The sequence below is a fragment of the Leptolyngbya boryana PCC 6306 genome (assembly GCF_000353285.1).
Classification (GTDB): domain Bacteria; phylum Cyanobacteriota; class Cyanobacteriia; order Leptolyngbyales; family Leptolyngbyaceae; genus Leptolyngbya; species Leptolyngbya boryana.
In genome coordinates this window covers 6028302-6049168 of sequence record NZ_KB731324.1, presented here as the reverse complement: position 1 = coordinate 6049168, position 20867 = coordinate 6028302, and the positions used below count along the sequence as shown (strand labels likewise).

General features: G+C 47.9%; 3 protein-coding genes. 1 reads left to right on the top strand and 2 read right to left on the bottom strand.

The window, feature by feature from the left end; translation table 11 throughout:
- Positions 1-189: 189 nt before the first annotated feature.
- The gene (locus LEPBO_RS40475) at positions 190-1359 is read left to right on the top strand and encodes an ATP-binding response regulator (protein WP_017291325.1); all 1170 of its coding nucleotides are present in this window, start codon (positions 190-192) and stop codon (positions 1357-1359) included.
- On the opposite strand, the gene LEPBO_RS0130115 is transcribed toward LEPBO_RS40475, so the two are convergent.
- Both LEPBO_RS0130115 and LEPBO_RS0130110 read right to left on the bottom strand, forming a co-directional pair.
- Positions 1348-2514: an Lpg1974 family pore-forming outer membrane protein gene (locus LEPBO_RS0130115; RefSeq protein ID WP_017291324.1), complete on the bottom strand. Its 1167-nt coding sequence runs from the start codon at positions 2512-2514 to the stop codon at positions 1348-1350. The two genes, LEPBO_RS40475 and LEPBO_RS0130115, sit on opposite strands and share 12 nt — an antisense overlap.
- Positions 2515-2593: 79 nt before the next feature.
- Positions 2594-20788, bottom strand: coding sequence for a DUF4347 domain-containing protein (locus LEPBO_RS0130110; protein WP_017291323.1), 18195 nt, complete (start codon positions 20786-20788; stop codon positions 2594-2596).
- Positions 20789-20867 lie beyond the last annotated feature (79 nt).

Below are 20867 nucleotides of genomic sequence, written 5' to 3'. Positions count from 1 at the left end.
GAATTGATTCTCTGCAATGTCTCGAACTTGCTCTCATTTTCGATCCGTCTTCCGGTTTGGGAGCAAAGGTCGTTTAAGATGGAGGCAAAGCCGTTCAGAGTTGTAGATCATTAAATTCATGACTCTTGGCACTGTTGAAGTCTGGCTCTTTCTGCATCCTCCTCATAGGTGTTCCCCTGGCAGAATGATATGAAGCAGTTCTGCACCCTTCTTTTGATTCGCCGATCGCAGTTTGACAATGCTCTCTTTCAGCGATCGCTCAGTCAGTCCCCTGACGTTGACTGGAATATCGTTGTAGCACGTTCAGGCAATGCGGCGCTGAATATTTGTTGCCATGCTGCTCCAGATGCGATCTTGATGCACTCCGATCTGCATGATATGGAAGGCGAACAATTTATTAGCAAACTCAAGCAATTTGAAGACACAGTTCCGATCGTTGTGATCGCGCACACATTAGAAATTGCATCGCAACTTCTAAAAGCAGGTGCAAAAGATTACATCCTCTCGCACAAAGTAACGCCAGAAGTATTACAACATACACTGCAGAGCGTAGTACTGCGGCAAATGATCGAGGGAAACCAAAAGGATCGATTAAATCAACAGCTTAAACAAAGTCAAATTGCGCTGAGAAGAGCGATCGCGCAACGCGAAGAAGCAGAAACCGCAAATCAAAATAAAGACGAATTTCTCGCTGTCGTTACGCACGAACTGCGCACACCACTCAATGCCATTTTAGGCTGGGCGAAATTACTGCGATCGCGCAATCTCGATTCTGAAAGTATCGATCGAGCCTTAGAAACGATCGAGCGCAATGCCCAATCTCAATCTCAATTAATTGAAGACCTCTTAGACATTTCACGCATTATTCGAGGTCAATTGCCGATCAAAGTCATGATGGTCAATTTATACGCAGTCATTTCTGCTGCGATCGAGGGCGTTCGACCAACAGCAGCAGAAAAGAACATTCAGCTTGAATTTAGCTCGATGGATTTAGATCTGGTCATTTCAGGCGATCCGAAACGATTGCAGCAGATTTTATTAAACTTGCTCACCAATGCAATTAAGTTCACTCCAGCAGGCGGAAAAGTTACAGTTCAACTCACTGAACTAGATGGAATGGCATACGTCAAAGTGATCGATACCGGGATTGGGATTCAGCCTGAATTTTTACCGCATATTTTCGATCGGTTTCGTCAGGATGAAACCAATGCTGCTTCCGCAGACGGGTTAGGGTTAGGTCTGACGATCGTGCATCAATTGGTCGAACTGCATCGGGGTTCAATCACCGTTGAAAGTGAAGGCAGCGATCTCGGTGCGACATTCACCGTCCAGTTTCCACTTGCTTCGCTAAAACTCTGAACTGATCCCAAGTTTCATAAAGAAGCCTTGAAAACTGAAATCATTCTGGCTTTCAGAAAATACGCCTGGACTCGCTCCATCGACAAATCGAATCGAATTCGACACATTAAAGAGATGTTGATATTCATAACCCGCACTCAGATTCAAAGTCGCTTGCTGACTGATTTTGGGTTGCCAACTCACTCCTAAAGCAAACTCCAAACCTGGCACAAACGTTTGATATTTATCCTGCGAAATCCGAGCAACCAGATCAGCACGATTGTTATCGGTTTCTTCGTAGCTCGTTGTCCGATTGCCCACTAGAATCATTCCTGCACCGCGACCAAACAGACTAAAATCTTTGCCCAACCTGAGATCTGCTTGAGCACCCATGCGAGGTCCAAACCCACTTAATCGATTCTCAATCCGAGCCGTTGCCTGGTTAAAATCTCGTCCATCATAGGCAACATTCATCACTTGATTCACAGTCGCAAAGCGCAAGCCTCCAAACACTCGCACACCCAAGCTTTGTCCAATTTTGAACCGATAAGCAAGTTCGGCATCAGTCGCTGCATAATTCATCCGCGCACTGGCGTCCGCCGTATTGGCAGAATCATTCTGAACCGGATGCGTCAACGTAGAGTACAAGAACCCTTGAGTCGGTCGAACGGCACTTTGCTGTCCGCCAGTATTGAAAAACATATGAGTTGCAGCCACTTCCCAAGCTGTCTTTTCAGGACGATAGGTTAAACCCACGCGCAGCGCCGTTGGATCTTCATATCGAACTCTTGCCAGATCCCCACTAACTGCTAGTGCTTGTCCTGAGTCTACGATCGCGAAATCCATCGCGTTACTCGTTCGAGCCTTTAAGAATAATGCTTCTGCCGAGACTTCAAACTGTTGAGGACGTTTTTCAGGAGCAGTCACCCCGACTTGATCAGAAGTAGGCTTTTTAGCAGTGCCGGATTGTGGCGAAATCTGCTGACGTAAGCTTTCAATTTCTTGCTCTAGCTCTTGTTGCTTTTGCTCTAGTAATTGGAGCTTTCTAATTAGCTCTGCATTAGGAGAAGCTTGAGCGATCGTCGAAGGAGCAGGAGAAACTTCAGTTGCAAAAGCACTGAAAGGAGCGAGAAAAATTGCGGAAGCTGCAATCCAAGGGGCATGAATCTTTTTCACGGGAAAGTCCTAACAGGTAAGTGAGCTGGCAAAGGAAGCGTATTACTTATAACTCAATACGCTCGGCTTACTGAAAAAATTAATCCGGGAAGGAAAGCTGGAACCGTCCTTCGAGAGTGAGTTTATTTTTCTCTTGATCTAGCTCTGAGATATAGCGCTGGAGAGCAGGACTGAGGAAGTTCACAAGATAGGCGTTGATGCGAGGATTGATGATTGTGCTGTCCCCTGCACTGGGATTTGTTGCTCGGATCACATTTGTTCCTAATGTGTCATTCAGCACATCCGTCTCTGCACCTCCAAACAAGTAATCATCTCCAGCATCTCCTTGCATCGTATCAACGCCTCGAAGTCCAAACAGGATGTCATTTCCATCGCCGCCTGTCATCGTATCTTCAGCAAATCGCGTTGCTCCTAGATTTGAATTGCGGTAGATCAAATCGTACTGATGAGGTAGACCTTGACTGAAGTTGTAAGATTCGTCGCTGGAATCGAGATAGCCTCTGACGATTTCAAAGCTGAGATTGATTTGTCGATCGACGATCGGGAGCAGCAGCGTTGCATTATCTCCTAACATCACGTCGTCGCCTGCTTCACCATTCATCACATCGTTTTGAGCAATCAGGGTATGAGACTGATTGTTATTGACATACTCAATGCCGTGATTGGTATTGTGCAGGTCGCGAATGAAGGTTCTGACATCTTCAGCAAACAGTTCGAGATCGCGTTGGAATTGTAGGCGATCGCTTTGAGTGACAGGCGCTTGATTTGCGAGCGGCAGAATCACATTGCTATAGCCTGCAATCATTAAGTCATTTCCAGAACCACCATTCACCAAATCGTTGCCGAGCTTCAGGTTAAACTCGCGCAGCGTAGAACGAGCAGGCTGATCACCGCCGATAAGTGCATAGTTCCAGAAGCTGCCTTTCACATAGTTGGGATTGCTGAAGTTAGGAGCAAGAACAAAAGTGTCATCAGCGAGAAGCTTGTCATCGCCACTATTTCCAGTGATTTGATCATTGCCGATCGCTAAAGTAAACGGCTGATTCATGGGTCGAGTGGTGAGCGGATCTAATACCGTATCAACGGTGCGATTGAAGTTCGCAATTAATTGCTGAAGATTTCCGACCATTGTGCTAATCGCCGCAGCATTACTCGGTGATTTAATCGTTAAGCCCCCGATCAAGAAGGCATTGTCACCCATGACTAAATCGCGATCTCCCCCTGCATCAATCACATCTCCACCGAGTGTAATTTCTCGTGCAGTCGCGCCACTCGTTCCAGTCAGCGCAAGTTCTAAGCCGTGAAGGTCATAGTTCAACTGATACAGCGATCGCATCATTAGATCCAACGATTGATCAATTCCAGCTACTCCTGTTCTCAGCGGAATAGTATTCGTATAGTTATCTCCCACAACCGTGTCTAAGCCAGCACCCGCCGAAATTTGGTCATTTCCTGCTAGTAAATCAAGATGATTGATCACATCAGGAATGACAGCAGCTAGCGTTTGGAACGTTACACCCGAGGTTGTACGAAGCGCACCCGTGATCGGAGTCGGAGAATGATCGCGCGTTAAAGTTGGTGAGAGCGTCAAGGCTGGCAGCAAGCCCGAAATTGGGTCAGGCGTTAAGGTCAAGTTTGGCGTAACGATCGTCCCGAAGAAATCGAGAGCTAGGTTTGCATTCTGCTCAATCAGGTGAATCGCACGCGTGACGATCGGGAGTTCCGTGTTAAACGGTGGCAGATTCGAGGTGTCATCTCCAACAATGAAGTCATCGCCTGCAAGATCATCAATGAAATCATTGCCTGCATTGCCTTCAATGTAATCATTGCCTGTTCCACCTTGAATCACGTCGTTACCGCGCTGACCGAAGATTGCATCATCTCCAGATCCCCCATCAATTGCGTCATTCCCATCTGCTAGGAGTTCGACCTCATATCCAGCCGATTCGGTCAGTAACAAGAGATCTGGATTTTGGAATTGTGCCGCAGTCGGTGTTCCGCTGACGGTTCCAGTCACACGACCAACATCAGTTAGAATCACATCTCGATGCCACGAACCATTGAGATTCCGACGAGCTGAACCATCTGGATTGACATCGCGAGTAATGATACCGACATCTCCTAAAATCGTGTCTTGTCCGTCTCCACCTTGAATGACGTCATTGCCCAGTTGTCCATAGAGTTCATCATCTCCAGCACCACCATCAATGAAATCGTCGCCGCGCTGACCTTGAATGATGTCATCACCCGTTCCTCCGATCATCGTGTCATTGCCAGCGATGCGATCGACATCATCAAAGCGCACAATATCTCGAATAACCGTCGCAAACGGTGCCACAAATCGCTGCCACGCATTGTTCACCCAACGCCGAGTAATCGTGCCGTTATCACCGAGCATCACATCTGAGTCTGCTTCTCCATCCATCGAATCACTGCCATCGGCACCACCTAGCACATTGTGACCGCCAGTCATGTCATCTTCACCTGCACCACCGTACATGATGTCGTTGCCTTGCTGACCGAGCAGAATATCATCGCCTTGATTGCCATACAGCACGTCGTCTCCACCGCCATCGGTTGCTTGTGTGTCGATCGAGACGAAATTGCGATCGCGCTGCAATGCCTGATAGACGATGGCATGATCACCCATGACCAAATCATCTGATGCACCAGTGGACACAGGTTTTGAATCTCCTTGACGGTAGAGCGCTGTATCATCAATCTGCACGGCATTGATCATCCACACCGCAGCATCTCCGGTCGCAGCATCCCGCCAGACAAACTCAGCCTTACCATCGTTGTTCAAGTCACTAATCGCTTTGACTTCCCAGTTAAAGGGCACACCCGAAATGATCACGGCGGCTCCTGCTAGTTGAGTGCCATTGATCAACCAAACCGCAGCATCGCCATTACCGCGATCGCGCCAGGCGATATCGCTCTTGCCATCATTGTTAAAGTCGCCAATTCCTTCAATCGTCCAATTGCTCGGAATTCCAGCTAGAACAATTCCAGATCCAGCAATTTGCAACCCATTCATCAACCAAACAGCAATCTCACCGTTCGTTTGCCCTCGCCAGAGCAGATCGGCTTTGCCATCGTTGTTAAAATCGCCAATTCCCTGAATGTTCCAGTTCAACGGCACACCGGGGAGAACAATTGCAGATCCAGCAATTTGCAGACCATTCATTAACCAAACGGCAACATCACCATTACTGCGATCGCGCCAAATGAGATCCGCATTACCATCGCCATTGAGATCATCAACGCCTTCAATGGTCCAGGTCAACGGTACGCCTGGAACGACGACTGCGGCTCCCGCAATTTGCGAACCATTCATTAGCCAAACCGCAACATCGCCATTACTGCGATCGCGCCAAATCAGATCCGCTTGATTGTCGTTATTCAGGTCAGAGATCCCTTCAATTTCCCAACTCAGTGGCACACCTGGAAGCACAATCGCAGCAGTGTCAATCTTTCTGCCGTTCATTAACCAAAGGGCAACATCGCCATTAGCACGATTGCGCCAGATAAAATCATCCTTGCCGTCTTTGTTGAAGTCGTCAATTCCTTCGATCGTCCAACTCAAAGGCACACCGGGTAAGACCACTGCGAAATCGAGTATTTCTTTGCCATTCATCAACCAAACGGCAACATCCCCCCGAACTTGATTGCGCCAAACGAGATCGGTTCGACCATCTCCGTTAAAGTCACCTTCATCAACAACTGTCCACTCTCGGGTCAAGACAACGTTTGGATCAGCTCCGTTATCGCCTGCAACAAAGTCAGAACCTGAGCCACCGATTACTTGATCTTCGCCTGCACCGCCAAAGATACTATCGTCACCGCCCAAAGTTGGATCAGTAGTTGTGATGATATCTAAAGTTGATAGGTCAGAATCGGCTCCAACGACCGCATCCCCTGCAAAAGCAAAATCGAATCGACCGTTATCACCCAAGATTCTGTCATTGCCAGCATCGCCGTAGAGAATATCATCGGCAAATCCACCCAGAATCAGATCAGTCCCATCGCCCCCGGAGACGACATCATCTCCCCCAATGCCTGGGTCGATGCTATCTACGAGTTTTACCCGTCCGCCTGTTAACGTAATTTCAGCCTGATCTCCAATTAGAATGTCGTCTCCCGCATCTCCGGTGACAGTATCGTTTGCGGCTCCAGCGATCGCAATATCATTGCCGTCATTCCCTGCGATTTGATCGTTGCCACCCAAGGTTGGATCAGTGGTCGTAATCAGATCGAGGGTTGTAAAGTCGCTATCGACTCCATAGTTAAGGAGTCCATTGTCACCGAGAATGATGTCTTGTCCTGCATTACCTTGAATGGCATCCGCACCATTTCCACCAAGAATGCGATCGTCACCCTCATTGCCTTGAATATTATCGTTTCCACCAATTGCTGGCGAGGTTGTGGTGATCAAATCTAAGGTTGTGAGGTTACTATCTAGGGTGTAATCTAGGCTGCCATTATCGCCGAAGATGACATCATTGCCTTCATTCCCTGTGATCGTGTCGTTTGCGGCTCCACCGAATAAGAGATCGTCGCCTGTATTTCCAGCGATCGTGTCATCTCCACCTTGGTTTGCAAAAGCAGATTCAATCTTCTCAATGACATCAGCAGCATTGCGAGTGATGTAACCATGATCGCCCAAGATCACATCGTTGCCTTCATTGCCGGTCATGCGATCGTTGTCTGCACCTCCCAAGATGATATCGTTGCCCAATCCACCTGTGATGATGTCTTTTCCACCATTTGCTGGATCAGTTGAGTAGATATCATTTGCTTGAGCAGTTCCATCGGCTCGAACAATGACCCCGTGATCCCCCAGAATCACATCATCTGCAAGATCAGCGCCTCCAGTAATCGTGTCATCGCCAGCGCCACCGAGAATAAAGTCGCCTTGGTCATCGCCATCGATCGCCTCATTGCCACCGAGGGTTGGATCAGTGGTTTCAATGCGAGCTACAACTCCATTCGGCATCGTCACTTTCGCATTGTCTCCAGCGATGAAATCAATTCCAGTACCGCCTTTGAGGGTATCGTTCGCGGCTCCACCGATGAGAATGTCATCGCCTGCATTGCCTTCAATCACATCATCTCCGCCTTGAACTGCGAAGCGTGCTGTGATTTCTTCTACAACATCCGATGCATTGCGAGTGATGTAAGCATGATCGCCATACACGATGTCATTCCCTTCATTGCCCGTAATTTGATCGCTCTCAAATCCGCCCAGAATCAAATCATCTCCTAGACCGCCAGAGATACTATCTTTTCCGCCACTTAATTCATCGGTTGAGAAGACATCATTTGCTTGGGCTGAACCATCGGCACGAACAACTACACCATTGTCTCCAAGGATAGTGTCATTGTCTGCTCCTCCCACGATCGTATCGTCTCCAGAACCCCCCAGAATAATGTCTGCACCGTCATTCCCTTGAATCGTGTCATTGCCACCGTTGAGTGCTTCCGTTGTCTCAATCCGGGCTACAACTCCGTTCAGCAGCGTCATCTTGCCGTTATCTCCGAGAATGATGTCGCTACCCACATTGCCCTGAATAGTGTCATTCGCGAACCCACCCAAAATCAAGTCATTGCCATCATTTCCGGTAATATTGTCGTCGCCGCCATTCGATGAGAAAGAGGTTACGACTTGCTCGACTTGATCGTTACTATCGCGAGTGATATAAGCATTGTCGCCGATGATCCAGTCATCGCCTTCGTTTCCTGCCAGGATGTCACCGCCTAGCCCCAGTGCATCATTGCCACCCGACCCCCCGATGATCACATCATTGTCCAATCCTCCAGTGATGGTGTCCTTACCACCGAAAGTGGGATCAGTCGAGTAAATATCATTGGCTTCAATCGTGCCATCGGCTCGAACTACAACGCCATTGTCACCGAGTAAGACATCCCGCCCGACTTCTCCAAAAATCGTATCGTCTCCAAATCCGCCGATCGCGATGTCGTTGCCTTCATTTCCAGCGATCGCATCATTTCCTCCGAGTCCTGGATCAATCGATTCAATTCTCGTTAAGATGCCTGCCGAAAATTGCGCGCGTCCGTTGTCTCCAATTAAGAAATCATCTCCAGCATTTCCAGAAATCGTGTCATTTCCAAATCCCCCGATCGCAATGTCGTTGCCTTCATCACCATTTAGCGTGTCGGTTCCGCCAACATTTGCTTCTGTCGTTTCAATCTTGGTGACTGCACTATTCACAAAGTCAATCACACCTTGATCACCGATTAAGCGATCGTCTCCCAAGTTTCCAGAAATCACATCATTGCCGGCTCCACCAAAGAGAGCATCATTACCAATTCCACCGGAGATCGTATCGTTGCCATCTCCTGCAACCGAAGCATTCGCGGCGCGAGTCACTTCTCCTGTCGGAGCAAATGTGAGCGTTCCAGTATCCCCAAAGATGTAATCCGCCGCGCCGTTATTGTCATTGAAAACCGCGATCGAGCGATTGACATCAATCGTGGCATTATCGCCAGCAATCACATCATTTCCGGCTCCACCAAACAGATAGTCCGTTCCATCTGCGACATTCGCAGTAAAACTACCTCCAACGATGTTGTCATCGCCACCTTCCCCATAAACGGTATCGCTTCCAATTCCACCGGAAATTGTGTCATTCCCTTGAGAAGTTTGCTGTGTAGCACTTGGACGCGATCCAGCAGGAGCCGTCATCACATTCGCATCAAAGGTAAAGCTGTTATAAGCCGCATCTGTTGCTTGAACCGGGAAAGTCGAATCGCCATAGATTTCATCATTTCCGGCATTGCCATCAATACGATCGTTCCCTGATCCGCCGCCGATCAAATCGTTGCCTGATCCGCCTTGTAGCGTATCGTCGCCATCTCCACCATTGAGAACAATACCGCGTGTGGATGCAGTTGCATTGACCACATCATTGCCTGCTTCACCATTTACAACTAATGTTCCACCTGGAGTGATCACCGAAACTGTTACGTTATCATCGTTTGCGCCTGCATTAACGGTCGTTGCGCCTGTATTGGATTGAACTGCGATCGTATCAGCACCCGCAGCACTATTTAGAGTCGTAGAACCTGTGTGTGTACTCTGAACCGTAAAGGTGTCTCCACCTGAACCGAGAGTAATGTCTAAAGCTTCAACAGTGTCGTAGTCGATTGCACCTGCCATTCCTAAGCCCGAGACGCGAGTGCTGGTTAAATTGCCTGTGTTTGCAGTAGTATCACCCGAGTCAATCACGTTGAGAGTATCAGTACCCGCATCCCCTTGAACCGTTAGAGTCGCGCCAATATCGTTAACAGTATTGCTCGCGTTTCCGACATTAATTGTGTCGTTGTCTGCACCTGCATTGACTGTAGTCGCGCCTGAGATCGATTGAACATTGACAGTATCCGCGCCTGCATTCGCATTGACCGTAGTTGTTCCTGCGATCGTGCTAGCAACAGTAAACGTATCAGCCCCAGAACCGAGTGCGACCTCGATCGCTTCGACTCCTGCGTAGTTGATCGTGCCTGTCATACCCAATCCGAGCAATTGAGTATTCGTGAGAGTTCCAGTGTTTGCGGTTGTATCACCTGAGTCGTCTGCTTTGAACTGATCGTTTCCGGTTCCTCCGTCGATCGCCAAATTCGCACTGATCCGATTTAGAGTGCCATTCGTATTTGATGTAGGCGTGGAATTACTGCCGATATTGATCGTATCATCACCATCTAAGGTTCTAATGGTTACAGGTGAACCCGTCGAAACATTGGTGAGATTGACGCGATCGTTGTTGCTATCTCCAGTAATTTCGACAACTGGAGCTTGGAGGGTTCCGCGAATGTCGATCGTGCTTCCCACACTATCAGCGTTGCCCTGGTCGCCTTTAATTAGAATTTGAGTTGCAGCCGCGATCGTACCCGTTGGATTCAATGTGAAGTTGTCGCCTGCAAGTAGAGAAATACTAGCACCTGTACTTTCGACTTTCGTATTGGCGACAACTTCAATGTCTTCGCCTTGATTTTGTGTATCTGTTGTCGTGACTTGAACATTCCCAGAAGCCGTCACATTCTCACTGACCGTTACCGATCCTGCATTAGTTAGAGACAGATCACCGGTGATGGTTAAACCAATCATCGGGCTAATTCCGCCGATCGATAAATTCCCAGTGTTGTTAATCCACATTCCCCCTGAACCATTCGCTTCGAGTCGAGAAACGGCTGTATCGATCGCATTGCTGGCAGAACCAATTCCAGAAGTTGCTTGAAGAATTGCATTTTGAGCAGTAATGTCTGCACCTACTGCATTCGCGTCAGTAATAGAACCAGATGTAACCAGATTAACTGTTCCAGTGGCAGCACGAATTTTTCCAATACTCAAGTCGCCTTGGACTGAAGTAATCTTGACATTTCCTTGAGTTGAAGCGATATCTTTCAGGTTGTAAACACCTGCAACTACTTTACGCTCTAATATCGTTGTCTCTATCGGAATCACTTCATTTGTCGTTTCCGTTGTGATTATCTCTGTCGTTGTAATCAACTGGTTCGTTTCAGCCGTTTGAATGGTGATATCGATATCATTACCTGCAGTTACAGTATTGAAATCCAATCCATCCAAAGCTGTCAAAGCAGTTGTAGATGCAACTTCGCGAATTAGCTTCGTGTTGAGGTAGACACCTTGCCCCGCATTGACGGAAAGCGCACCATTGATCGACTCAATCGTCTCAGTCTGAGTATCAAACAATCGCAAGTCAAGTCGATTACTCAGTGTCCCAATTTGTCCTTGCACCGCATTCAGATTAAGGCTTGCCACTTCTAGCTGAATCGGATTTCCGGCAATAATATTGCCGCCCTGGTTGAACACAGTCATTGAACCAACTGAATTTTCAATCTGACCTGCAAAAATGACATTCGAGTTTGTATTGTTGCGAATATCAATATTTGGAACGCCATTGATATCAGTGACTGTGCGAATTGTAGCAGTATTGTCTTCAGCCGAAATCTTCAAATCTGGCTCTGCCATTGCTGGATTAATCATGCGAATTCGATTGATCCGAACATTTTTAGTTGAATTATTAACAATGTTTACTGACTCTATAACACTGTTCTTGTGGACAGTGAAATTGCCCGCCAGTTTACCAGAATCAGAATTGATTATGATCTTGCCGGGCGGTCTTGCTACTAAGTCATCAACAACGACTTCGTCATTAACTACTCGACCTACGATGCCGCCTTTTGCTAGCATACTCAAATCAGCATTCACAGTTAGTTCAGCCTTGGCAGGAGTTCCCTGGTAAATATCTCCATTGAGGTTGATGAAGTTGGTACTACTGAAGTTTCCACTACGAGTCGCATCGACAGTACTGTTTGTAATTTCTTCGATCGTTCTTGTGACCCACCTCACAACTTCTTTGACAAGTCTGCCAAAGAAAGGAATCCAGCTAAAGACTTTAGAAACAGTTCTAATCGTCTCTGTAATGAATTTGACGACAGTATTGGCTACTGCATCTAGCTCTTGAGCATAGATACTTGCTTTGTCTTGGGGAGAATACGCTTCAATCAGGACATCAGTTCCAATGATGACAGACTGAGATTGAACATCAATATCTGCCGTCAGTTTAAAGTCATTGTGCGAATTCGCCTTGATCGATCCAGTAAAACCCGCAATTTTTGACTTCGATTTACTAGTATTGAGTTCAACTCCATCTAAGCGAGACAGAATTTCTACACGATTCTCCCCGTCTAACGTTGCGCTTGTTTTGTTGACAACCTTTGTATTCGTATCAACATCGACAAAGGATTGTGCATTTGTCGTAGAATTCAACGCAGCCGTTTGTGAAGTAGCATCTGCATCAACATTGAGTTTTGTTCCTTTTGCATGAAGTTGAACGGTCTTGCCTCTCAACAACGCATTTGTACCAATTTCAGTCAGTGTGCGGGAAGTTAGCCTGCTTCGAGCTTGTGTGAGATTCGCAGAAACAGCAGCACCCGTCTCAAACGTGCCCTTGCTTTGAACTTGATTACTCATCAAAGATTCGACTTTGATTGTTTCTCCCGCAATGATTTCGCTACTGCTCCCAATCGATGCAGTGGTATTATCTGTAACAGTTGCATTAGCAGAAGTACTTGCACCAGTCGCAACACCTAGAGATGCACCTTCTGCTTCCGATCGCACAACATGATTATCAGACTGTGCGGAAATTGTGACATCCTGACCTGCAGTAATTTTTACACGGTCGCCGATTGAAGCCCGATTTGTGTTCGTGATTTCCGCCTCAGTAATCACTGCTCCACCTGCTGCAACCCCAAGCTGCTTACCACTTGCATAAGCATCGACGACATTACTCGACTGAGACTGAATCAATACATGATTAACAGCGTCTAATCTAGCGTCGTTATCGACAGAAGCAGCAATATTCGTTGACATCTTAGCTTCAGCCTTCGCGCCAACTACGACACCTAATGCACCTGCAGAAGCAGAAGCAGAAGCTTTTACTTGCTTTCCAGAGATGAGTTGACCACTTGCATCTCGGTTAAATCGGCTTGCAAGGAGAATATTTGTTCCGGCATCAAGCCTAGCCCCACTTCCAACGCTTGTTGCTAAGGTCGCATTCACTTGAGATCTTGCATTCGATAGTCCGACTGCAACAACTCCGGCATTTGCTCCAGCAACATCGGTTGCGAGATTTGCAGTACCACTGCTCACAACATCAATATTGCGTAAGGTCTTAATGTCTGCTCCTGCACCAATGCTTGCAGAAATGGTCGGAGAAAAGTCAGCGATCGCAACGTTCGCACTCCCAGAACCAATTCCAACTGAGAGCGATCGAGTGGTTGCAGTTGCAGTGAGATTCGCATCGGCTGAGACAGACAGACTGCCGACAGTGCTGCCAGCAACCTGACCAATTTGAGCATCATTGTCAACGAGAGCTTGAGTTGAACCCTTTCCTGTTAATCGAGCGATCGCGGCTCCAGCAACATAGCCTCCAACTTGCAGGTTAACCATTGTGCTTGTATTTGTTCGATTCGCAAGAGCAGTGACCAAGACATTATTGGCTTGATTAATTCTGGCTCCGTTGCGAATTGCTGCAAGTTGACGACTATCATCGTTGACAATTACAACTTGAGCACCTAAGCCCACCAGTCCACCCTGCCCTGCACCTGCAATGCTATTTAGGGTATTCGTAAAGTTCGCAGTCACATTGATATTGTTACCTGCATTGACGATCGAGCCTTCTGCCAAGAATGCTTGAGTATTGCCGTTGATATTTGCGATCGCAACCGATCCTCCAACACCGACTGCGCCGACTGTAATGTTACCGATGCCCTGATTTAGCGTAATCGTCTCAGTCGCAGTCACATTGACATCTGCACCAGCGTTGAGGATCGCATTCACGCCCACAAAAGCACTGGTTCCGTTCAGCACTGGAGCAGTCGCCCCAAATCCTGTCGTTCTCATCCCGACAGTCTTGCTATCAGCCTTGGTCTTCGCACGAGTCGCAAAGCTGGAATTACCCAAACCGCTATCGATTTGGCTCTTATCCAATTGTTCATCCGTTTCAGATTGAGTCGAGGCGACAGAACTCGTGCCATCGCCAGACATGCCGCTGCCGATATTGACGACAGAGACAGCACCCGCGACACCAGCCAACCCTCCTGCAAATGCCATTACACCAGTTGTTACTGTTTTGCTAGAGTCGGCATCTACAACAATATTGCGTCCTGCACTGACCGTCGCGCCGTCTCCAATCGATGCTGAAGTTGTATTCCAGATCCCCGATACCATGACCGAAATTCCAGCCCCTACTGCTCCTACCCCCAGCGCTGCAACACCCCCGGTCAATGTTGAATTATTTTCAGCTTTCACTTGGACATCTTGTGTTCCAGTGCGGTACGCCAAATCTTGGTTGACTCGGCTCGTTCCATCGATCGTCGCGATCGTATCAGTTGTGAGCGAGGAAACCAATACTGTTCCAGCCACTCCTCCAAACAGTGCTGCCCCTAAAGATGCGCCGCCTGTTGTCACGCTTTCTACCGAATTTGCCTTAACTTCAGTCAGTCCACTTGCATTCGTCGTAGAGCTTGTGATTTTCGCAGTTGTAGAATTGGCGATCGTAATGACGGAAATCGTCGCACCAAACCCAACTCCCTTACCCGCAAGTCCTGCTGCTCCTGAGGCTCCAGTTGCTTCGACCCGATCATCAGCAATCACTCGCAGATTACCAAAGGTATTAATGGTCGAACCTGCAATGAATGCTTCATTCTGACTGCGAATATCACTGACTAGAAGTGAACCTGCTACCCCTGCAAAAAATCCACCTGCACCACTTGCAACAACAGACCCAAATTTTTCGCGAGTGAAGGACGTGACATCAATGCCAGCTTGAGCATTCACAATCGGAGCATTGTTAATCAAGGCACGAGTCGTATTTCCAATCACAGTTACATCAACGGTTGCACCAACACCGACTGCGCCACTCCCTGCGATCGAACCTGCTTTAATGTCAACATCAGAATGATTGAATGCCTTAACCTTGACGGTTTGACCCGCATTTGCCCCAGTGTTATTTGCGTTAACGGACGCACCATCAATCGATGCTGTCGTCTGACTTTCTAAAACGGTGACAGATGCTGTTGCTGCTACACCTGCTTTGCCACCTCCTGCAAGATTGACGGATACGACATCAACTTGCTCTTCGCTGGTCGCGATGACTGCAACGCCGCGTGTGAGTTCACTGGTTCCAGTACCATCCGCTTTTGAAATCGAACTTGTCGCGTTGCCCTTTGCGGTAACACTTGCACCTTGGCGAATTGCAGCTTGGGTTGTATTTGCGATCGTATTAACATTCGCAAGACCGCCAACCCCTGCTACGCCTCCAACCGAAATTGTCCCTCCATAAAAATCGATCGCATTTTTGCTGTTTGCCAGTACGAGTACGTTGTCATCTGCGCTGACGGTTCCACCGACGATCTCTGCTGTTGTGGTATTCCCCATCATGCTGACGGAGGCAGAACCCGCAACACCAACCTTACCTGCACCAGAGCCTCCGACAGAAATCGTTCGCACTGTGTCACGAGAATCTGCACTGACAATCACATTGCCTTGAGAACTTGTAACTGTAGAGCCTGAAATCCGTGCGATCGTTCTATTTTCTAGATCATTCACGGCCAGTGAGCCTGCAACACTCACTTTACCTGCACCTGCTAAAGCGCCCCCATTCGCCTCTAAAGTTGAAGATGCGATCGCTTCGACTTTCACATCTTGAGCCGCAGTCACTGTCGCACTATCTGCAATATGGCTCTCTACTGTTTTACGAATCAAGTTAACAGAAACAGATCCCCCAATCGCAACGCTTTGAGCACCCGCGCCTCCGACTGTAATCGTTTTAATCGTTGCGCTTGCTTCAGCAACAGAACGAACCCCTGCATTTTGTGACGTAACCGTAGATTTCTCAATGTAGCTTGTCGTCGTCGTTGAAATATCATTAACTGAGATTGCTGCTCCGATCGCGGCTGTTTGAGAGCCTGCAATTCCGCCTGACAAGCCTTCGATCGTACTCGTATCTTTCGCCCCCAGGTTAATTTGACCGCCTGCAAGTAGAACTGTGTTTTGGTCAATGAAAGCACGAGTTCCACCCCGGATCATATTGATCGCAACAGAGCCACCTAGACCGAGTTCTTTTCCACCTCCAACGCCTAGCGTTAGCGATTTGATTGTGCCTGAAGATTCTGCTGTGATCTCTGCTCCTGCTGTCGTCGCTAGTGTAGACTCGCTGACAAAAACTTGAGTGTTGTTTGTGATGCCATTGTAGGCAACGGCTGCGCCAAAGCCGACAGTTTGACCGCCTCCAACCGCGCCTGCTAAAGATTCAATCGTTGCAGTGTTTTTCGCAGATAGTGAGATCACGCCTGTGGGTAAAGTCGCGTTGATAGTTCGGTTCGTTTTAGTAACAGAAGCTTCTGTGGTTAGGGTAATGTTATTTACAGAAACGGTTCCCGCTGCACCGATTCCATTTTGTTGTGGAGAAATCCCAAGTGATGCTGCAATTGCTTGAATCTCAGAGCTATTCAGAGCAGACAAAGTTAGACTTGTACCAAGATCGAGCGTGGTGTTACTGCTATTCGCTTTAACCGTATTCTTAATAATATTCACACCCACGCCTGCGCCAAATCCAGCCCGTCCAACCAGACCTGCTACTGCACCCCCGAGCGCAAAAATTCGAGAGTTATCTTTCGCATCCAACGAAACGCTGCCAGCAATGGTCGCTTGTACACCATTTAAATAAGCTTCAGTTGTATTTGTAATGCGGTTGACGGAAACAGAGCCAGCGATCGCAATGCCATTCTTACCAGGCGCACCAGAACCACTCGCCGACAGTGCAAACAGATCTCCGCTGCGAATCGCTTTTAAGGAGAGTTGATCCGCTGTGAGCGCGAGTTTCTGCCCCCCTGAAGCAGTGCCCGTAATAAAAGCATTTGTCGTGCCTGTTAACGTGTTAATGCTAACAGATCCTGCAATTCCTACCGATGTTGCATTGGCGTCAGCAGATTTAGCAAACGCGGCTGAACCAGAAGCAACTCGCATCACAGTATCATTCGTTGCTTCTAGAGCAACTTTTCCACCGTTGATTACGCCTGCATCATTGATAAAGGCAGACACTCGATCGGTGGCTGTATTGATCGAAACGTCCCCAGAAATTCCAATTCCAGATTTTCCTTGATTGCCCTTGTCATTCGACGTATTTGCAGCACTGTTGTCTGGATTGGCTGCATCTGCTTGTGGAGTCATTTCTCCAAAGAGTGTCGGCAACGTAACCCCGTCTAAGGGATCATCCGAACTGCCTGGAGAATCAGCAACATCAGTCGGTTGTTCGGGAGGATCTTGAGACGCTTGGTCTTGGGGATTTTTAGATGCGATCGCAGCTGCTAGGGAGAATGACCACAAGCCACCTGTTCCCTTCGCCCCAATCGTAATATCGCCTGCATCAATGTCTGTGCCAGTAATGGGTGCCGCCGTTGCGACTTGACCAATAAAGGCAGAAACGGTTCGATCCATGTTATTGAGCGACACAGATAGACCAATCCCAACGTTGCCGCCTTTCGCAACACCCCCGACCGCATTCACGCGCGTCGTTTCGTCTGCGGCTGTAATGTTGAGTGCTCCACCTCGGAACTTCACACCGCTATCAACTTGCGCGATCGTATTGCTTGTCTGATTGGTGTAAACAAAAGTCCCACCGACTCCAAACTGTCCACCGCTTGCACCCGATTGTGCAACGTTAATATCAATGTTTTTAGACTCTGCCTTGACCGTGAGATCTCCATCTGCTCCCGTCCGAATCAGCGCTCCAGATTCAACTTTCGCGATCGTATTGCTATTGTTAAACAAGAGGAACAATGATCCACCCATGCCACCCTTACCAGACTGTGAGCCAGCCGGATTCAGGTCTGCTAGACGATCTTTGGAATCTTTCAATTCTTGAAGCTTTTCGGTCGTCAACTCAAAATCGAAGACACCCGTAATGTTAATTTGATGCAGTTCTGTTTTGGCTTCAACCGAAACCGTCTGTTCATTCGTCTGGAATGCAGCAGTTTGATTTATCTTGGCATTGGAGCCGACGATCGCTTGTGCATTACTCGTAAACTGCTGGAAGTTCACCGAACCCGCAATTCCCAATTTCTCGGCTTTTGCAGTACTCTTCGCCCAAGAGTTGAACAATGAACTCTTGAAGCCCAGAGTTCCATCATCAAAGTGTTCAACTAGACCATCAATTCCATCTTCTTTAAGCTTTCCGAGGATATCAAAATTCTCTTCAACCGTAGAGAGGAATGGATAAATGACTTCAGAACTGATCGTCGTTGCTTTTCGAGCATCAGTTGTTCCCTCAACTTTTGCGATCGCGCTATTAGAATACAAGCCAACAATGACTGCCGCACTTGCTGTTGAAGCTTGTGCGCCTTCATTCGGTTCGACACTCGCCTCTGCTTGCGTTTGATTTTTATTCTCGATCGTGGCTTGCACCGCAATGTCTGCTTCAGATTTGAGTACGCCTGTAAGTCCCACGGTCGCAGCTACAGTGTTACGAACGCTAGAGAACGCAAATGCACCTGCTGCACTAAAGTTCGTTTTAGACCCACTTCCGCCTGCGCCCGCGTTTTGAGAGACATTATTTGCAGTCATTCCCTGGATAAGACTTGCGGGATTCACTTGGGTTTGTGCTCCATCGCCGCTTTGCCCATTCGCCGTGTCTTCTTCTTCTTCGTCACTCACACCTGAGGTTGCGGAAGCTTTATCTTCACTTTCCAGTTGAGCGACAATCCGAATGCCTGGATCTTTGAGGACATGATCGGTACCCTGAACACCCGAATTAGAGACATCGATCGCGGTGTTTTCTTCAGCAGCAGCAGCAGACTCGGCAAGCTTAATGGTGTTGTTATTCACAACAATCACAAAATAAGTATTGCCATCTTCTAATCCATCAATGTCCGAACCACTGCCCTTACTATAGACAACAGCTTGCCCCTGCTTGAAGCCATGATTTGCGACGGTAATAGTGTCCGCATTGTTGTTCACCGCAACAGATGGATTAAAGATCTTTTCAGCCGTTGCACCCGAGGTCACGGTTCCATTGACGATCGCTTGAACATCTGATTTTGTGAACCCTAGTCCAACCGATACGCCCGCTTTTCCACCCTGGCTAGCTTCGGCTTCAGAACCTGCTTCTCGTTCAACCTTCCCAGTTGCAAGAATGTTTGCATTTCTCCCTGCGGTAATGGTTGCTCCTTGTGAAATCGTTGTCTTTGCTGTCAAATTTGCGTTCGCAATTGCGAGCGATACAGCAACGCCAGGAACTGAAGATTGTCCTTGTTCAGGAGGCTTCGTCTCAGTCGTCATACTTGCCGTTGTCGAGGCATCTGAGGCAAGAGTAACATCTGCTCCAGCTGTGATCACGACGGATTGTCCAATGTCGATTGTGGCAGAAGCAGTCGCATTACTCCAACCGACGCTAACAAATTCGCCTTTTGCTTCTGCACTGGCATCTGCTGCCGCAGTCGCAACAATGCTAGTATCTTCTGTCGCAAGGATTTGAGAGCCATTGCCGATCGTAATATTTGCTCTAGACTCTCGAACCATCACACTAACCGGCAAGGACGGAACCTGTCCGGCATAAAAATCGATTAACGGCTGAACAATGATACCGTCTATAAATTCATTCAGTCCCTCGGTTGGATTGATATCTTTCGCTTCTGCACTGAAGCTAATATTTTGACCTTGTACAATAACATTGCTGCCTAGTGTAATTCCAGACGACTTAATGTCAGCAGAGACAGGCAGTACTCCAGGCAACAAGCTCTCTAGACTGATCCGCAAATCTTTAGCCGCAAATGCAATGTCTGCCAGCGCCTCAATCCGAACGCTATTCGATACAGTAATAGTCCTCGCTTCGATGTTGAGATTATTTAGCCCACCTGTTCCTACTAAACCGCGAATCTCAACGTTCCCTGTTGCTTTTAGCGTGAGGTTATCAAGCCCGCCTACTCCATCTCCAGTAATCCCGCTTGCATCGATCGTGATATCCCCAATCACGTCTAAAATCGCGTTGCCTGTGATCCGCGCGATCGCACCTACCGTATTGATGCCAGTATTCGTGATAGCACTGCCCGTAAAGTTAATGCCTAGAACAGATTGATAGTCAGCGAGTGCAGCAGATTGAAACACTAATCCGGCTTCGATCTTGCCGTGTTGATATTCTAAAGTCCAGTCTCCACCTAGCGCTGCGCTTCCAGTCAGATTCGTTGAAGCTGCAACATCTGCCTGCGTCAATTCGCTCAAAATATTGACAAATGCCTGTCCAATTTCGCCCTGTGCAACCTCACATCCGTAGAGCAAGATATCTGCGTCTTGAGTGAGTGCCTTTGACCAACTTCGGAACTGATCCGCATACTGTTCCAAAGCGTTGCTGTCGAGCCAGTTCTGTCCTAATGTCAGTCCGCCGCTGCTTCCATGCGAAAGAATGTGAACTGCCGAGATGCTCGTGCGCTCTAGTAGAATGTCGGTGATTTGCGAAACTGCATCTTTGATGGGATCTAGAACATAGATTTCTGTTCCTGAAGCAGCGTTTGCGAGGAGCTTTTCATATCCTTGAATTCCACGATCGACAAATGCAATCGAACTCGATCGAGAGATATCGTTTAGTGCTGGACTTAAGTTAATCTCAAGCGGCGCAGGGGCAATTGCCGTTGTAGAACCTAGTAAAGCATTACGAAGTAGAGCATCAGATTGCATAAGTCGTTACCGGGATTAAGTTTGGATGAAAAGCAAAACCGCGCGATATCTAGAAGCGATCGCGCTCAGGAAATTAACA

Bases quoted from the DNA above. Each gene is read 5' to 3' on its own strand.
- LEPBO_RS40475 (WP_017291325.1), top strand. From the start codon at position 190: ATGAAGCAGTTCTGCACCCTTCTTTTGATTCGCCGATCGCAGTTTGAC.
- LEPBO_RS0130110 (WP_017291323.1), bottom strand. From the start codon at position 20,788: ATGCAATCTGATGCTCTACTTCGTAATGCTTTACTAGGTTCTACAACG.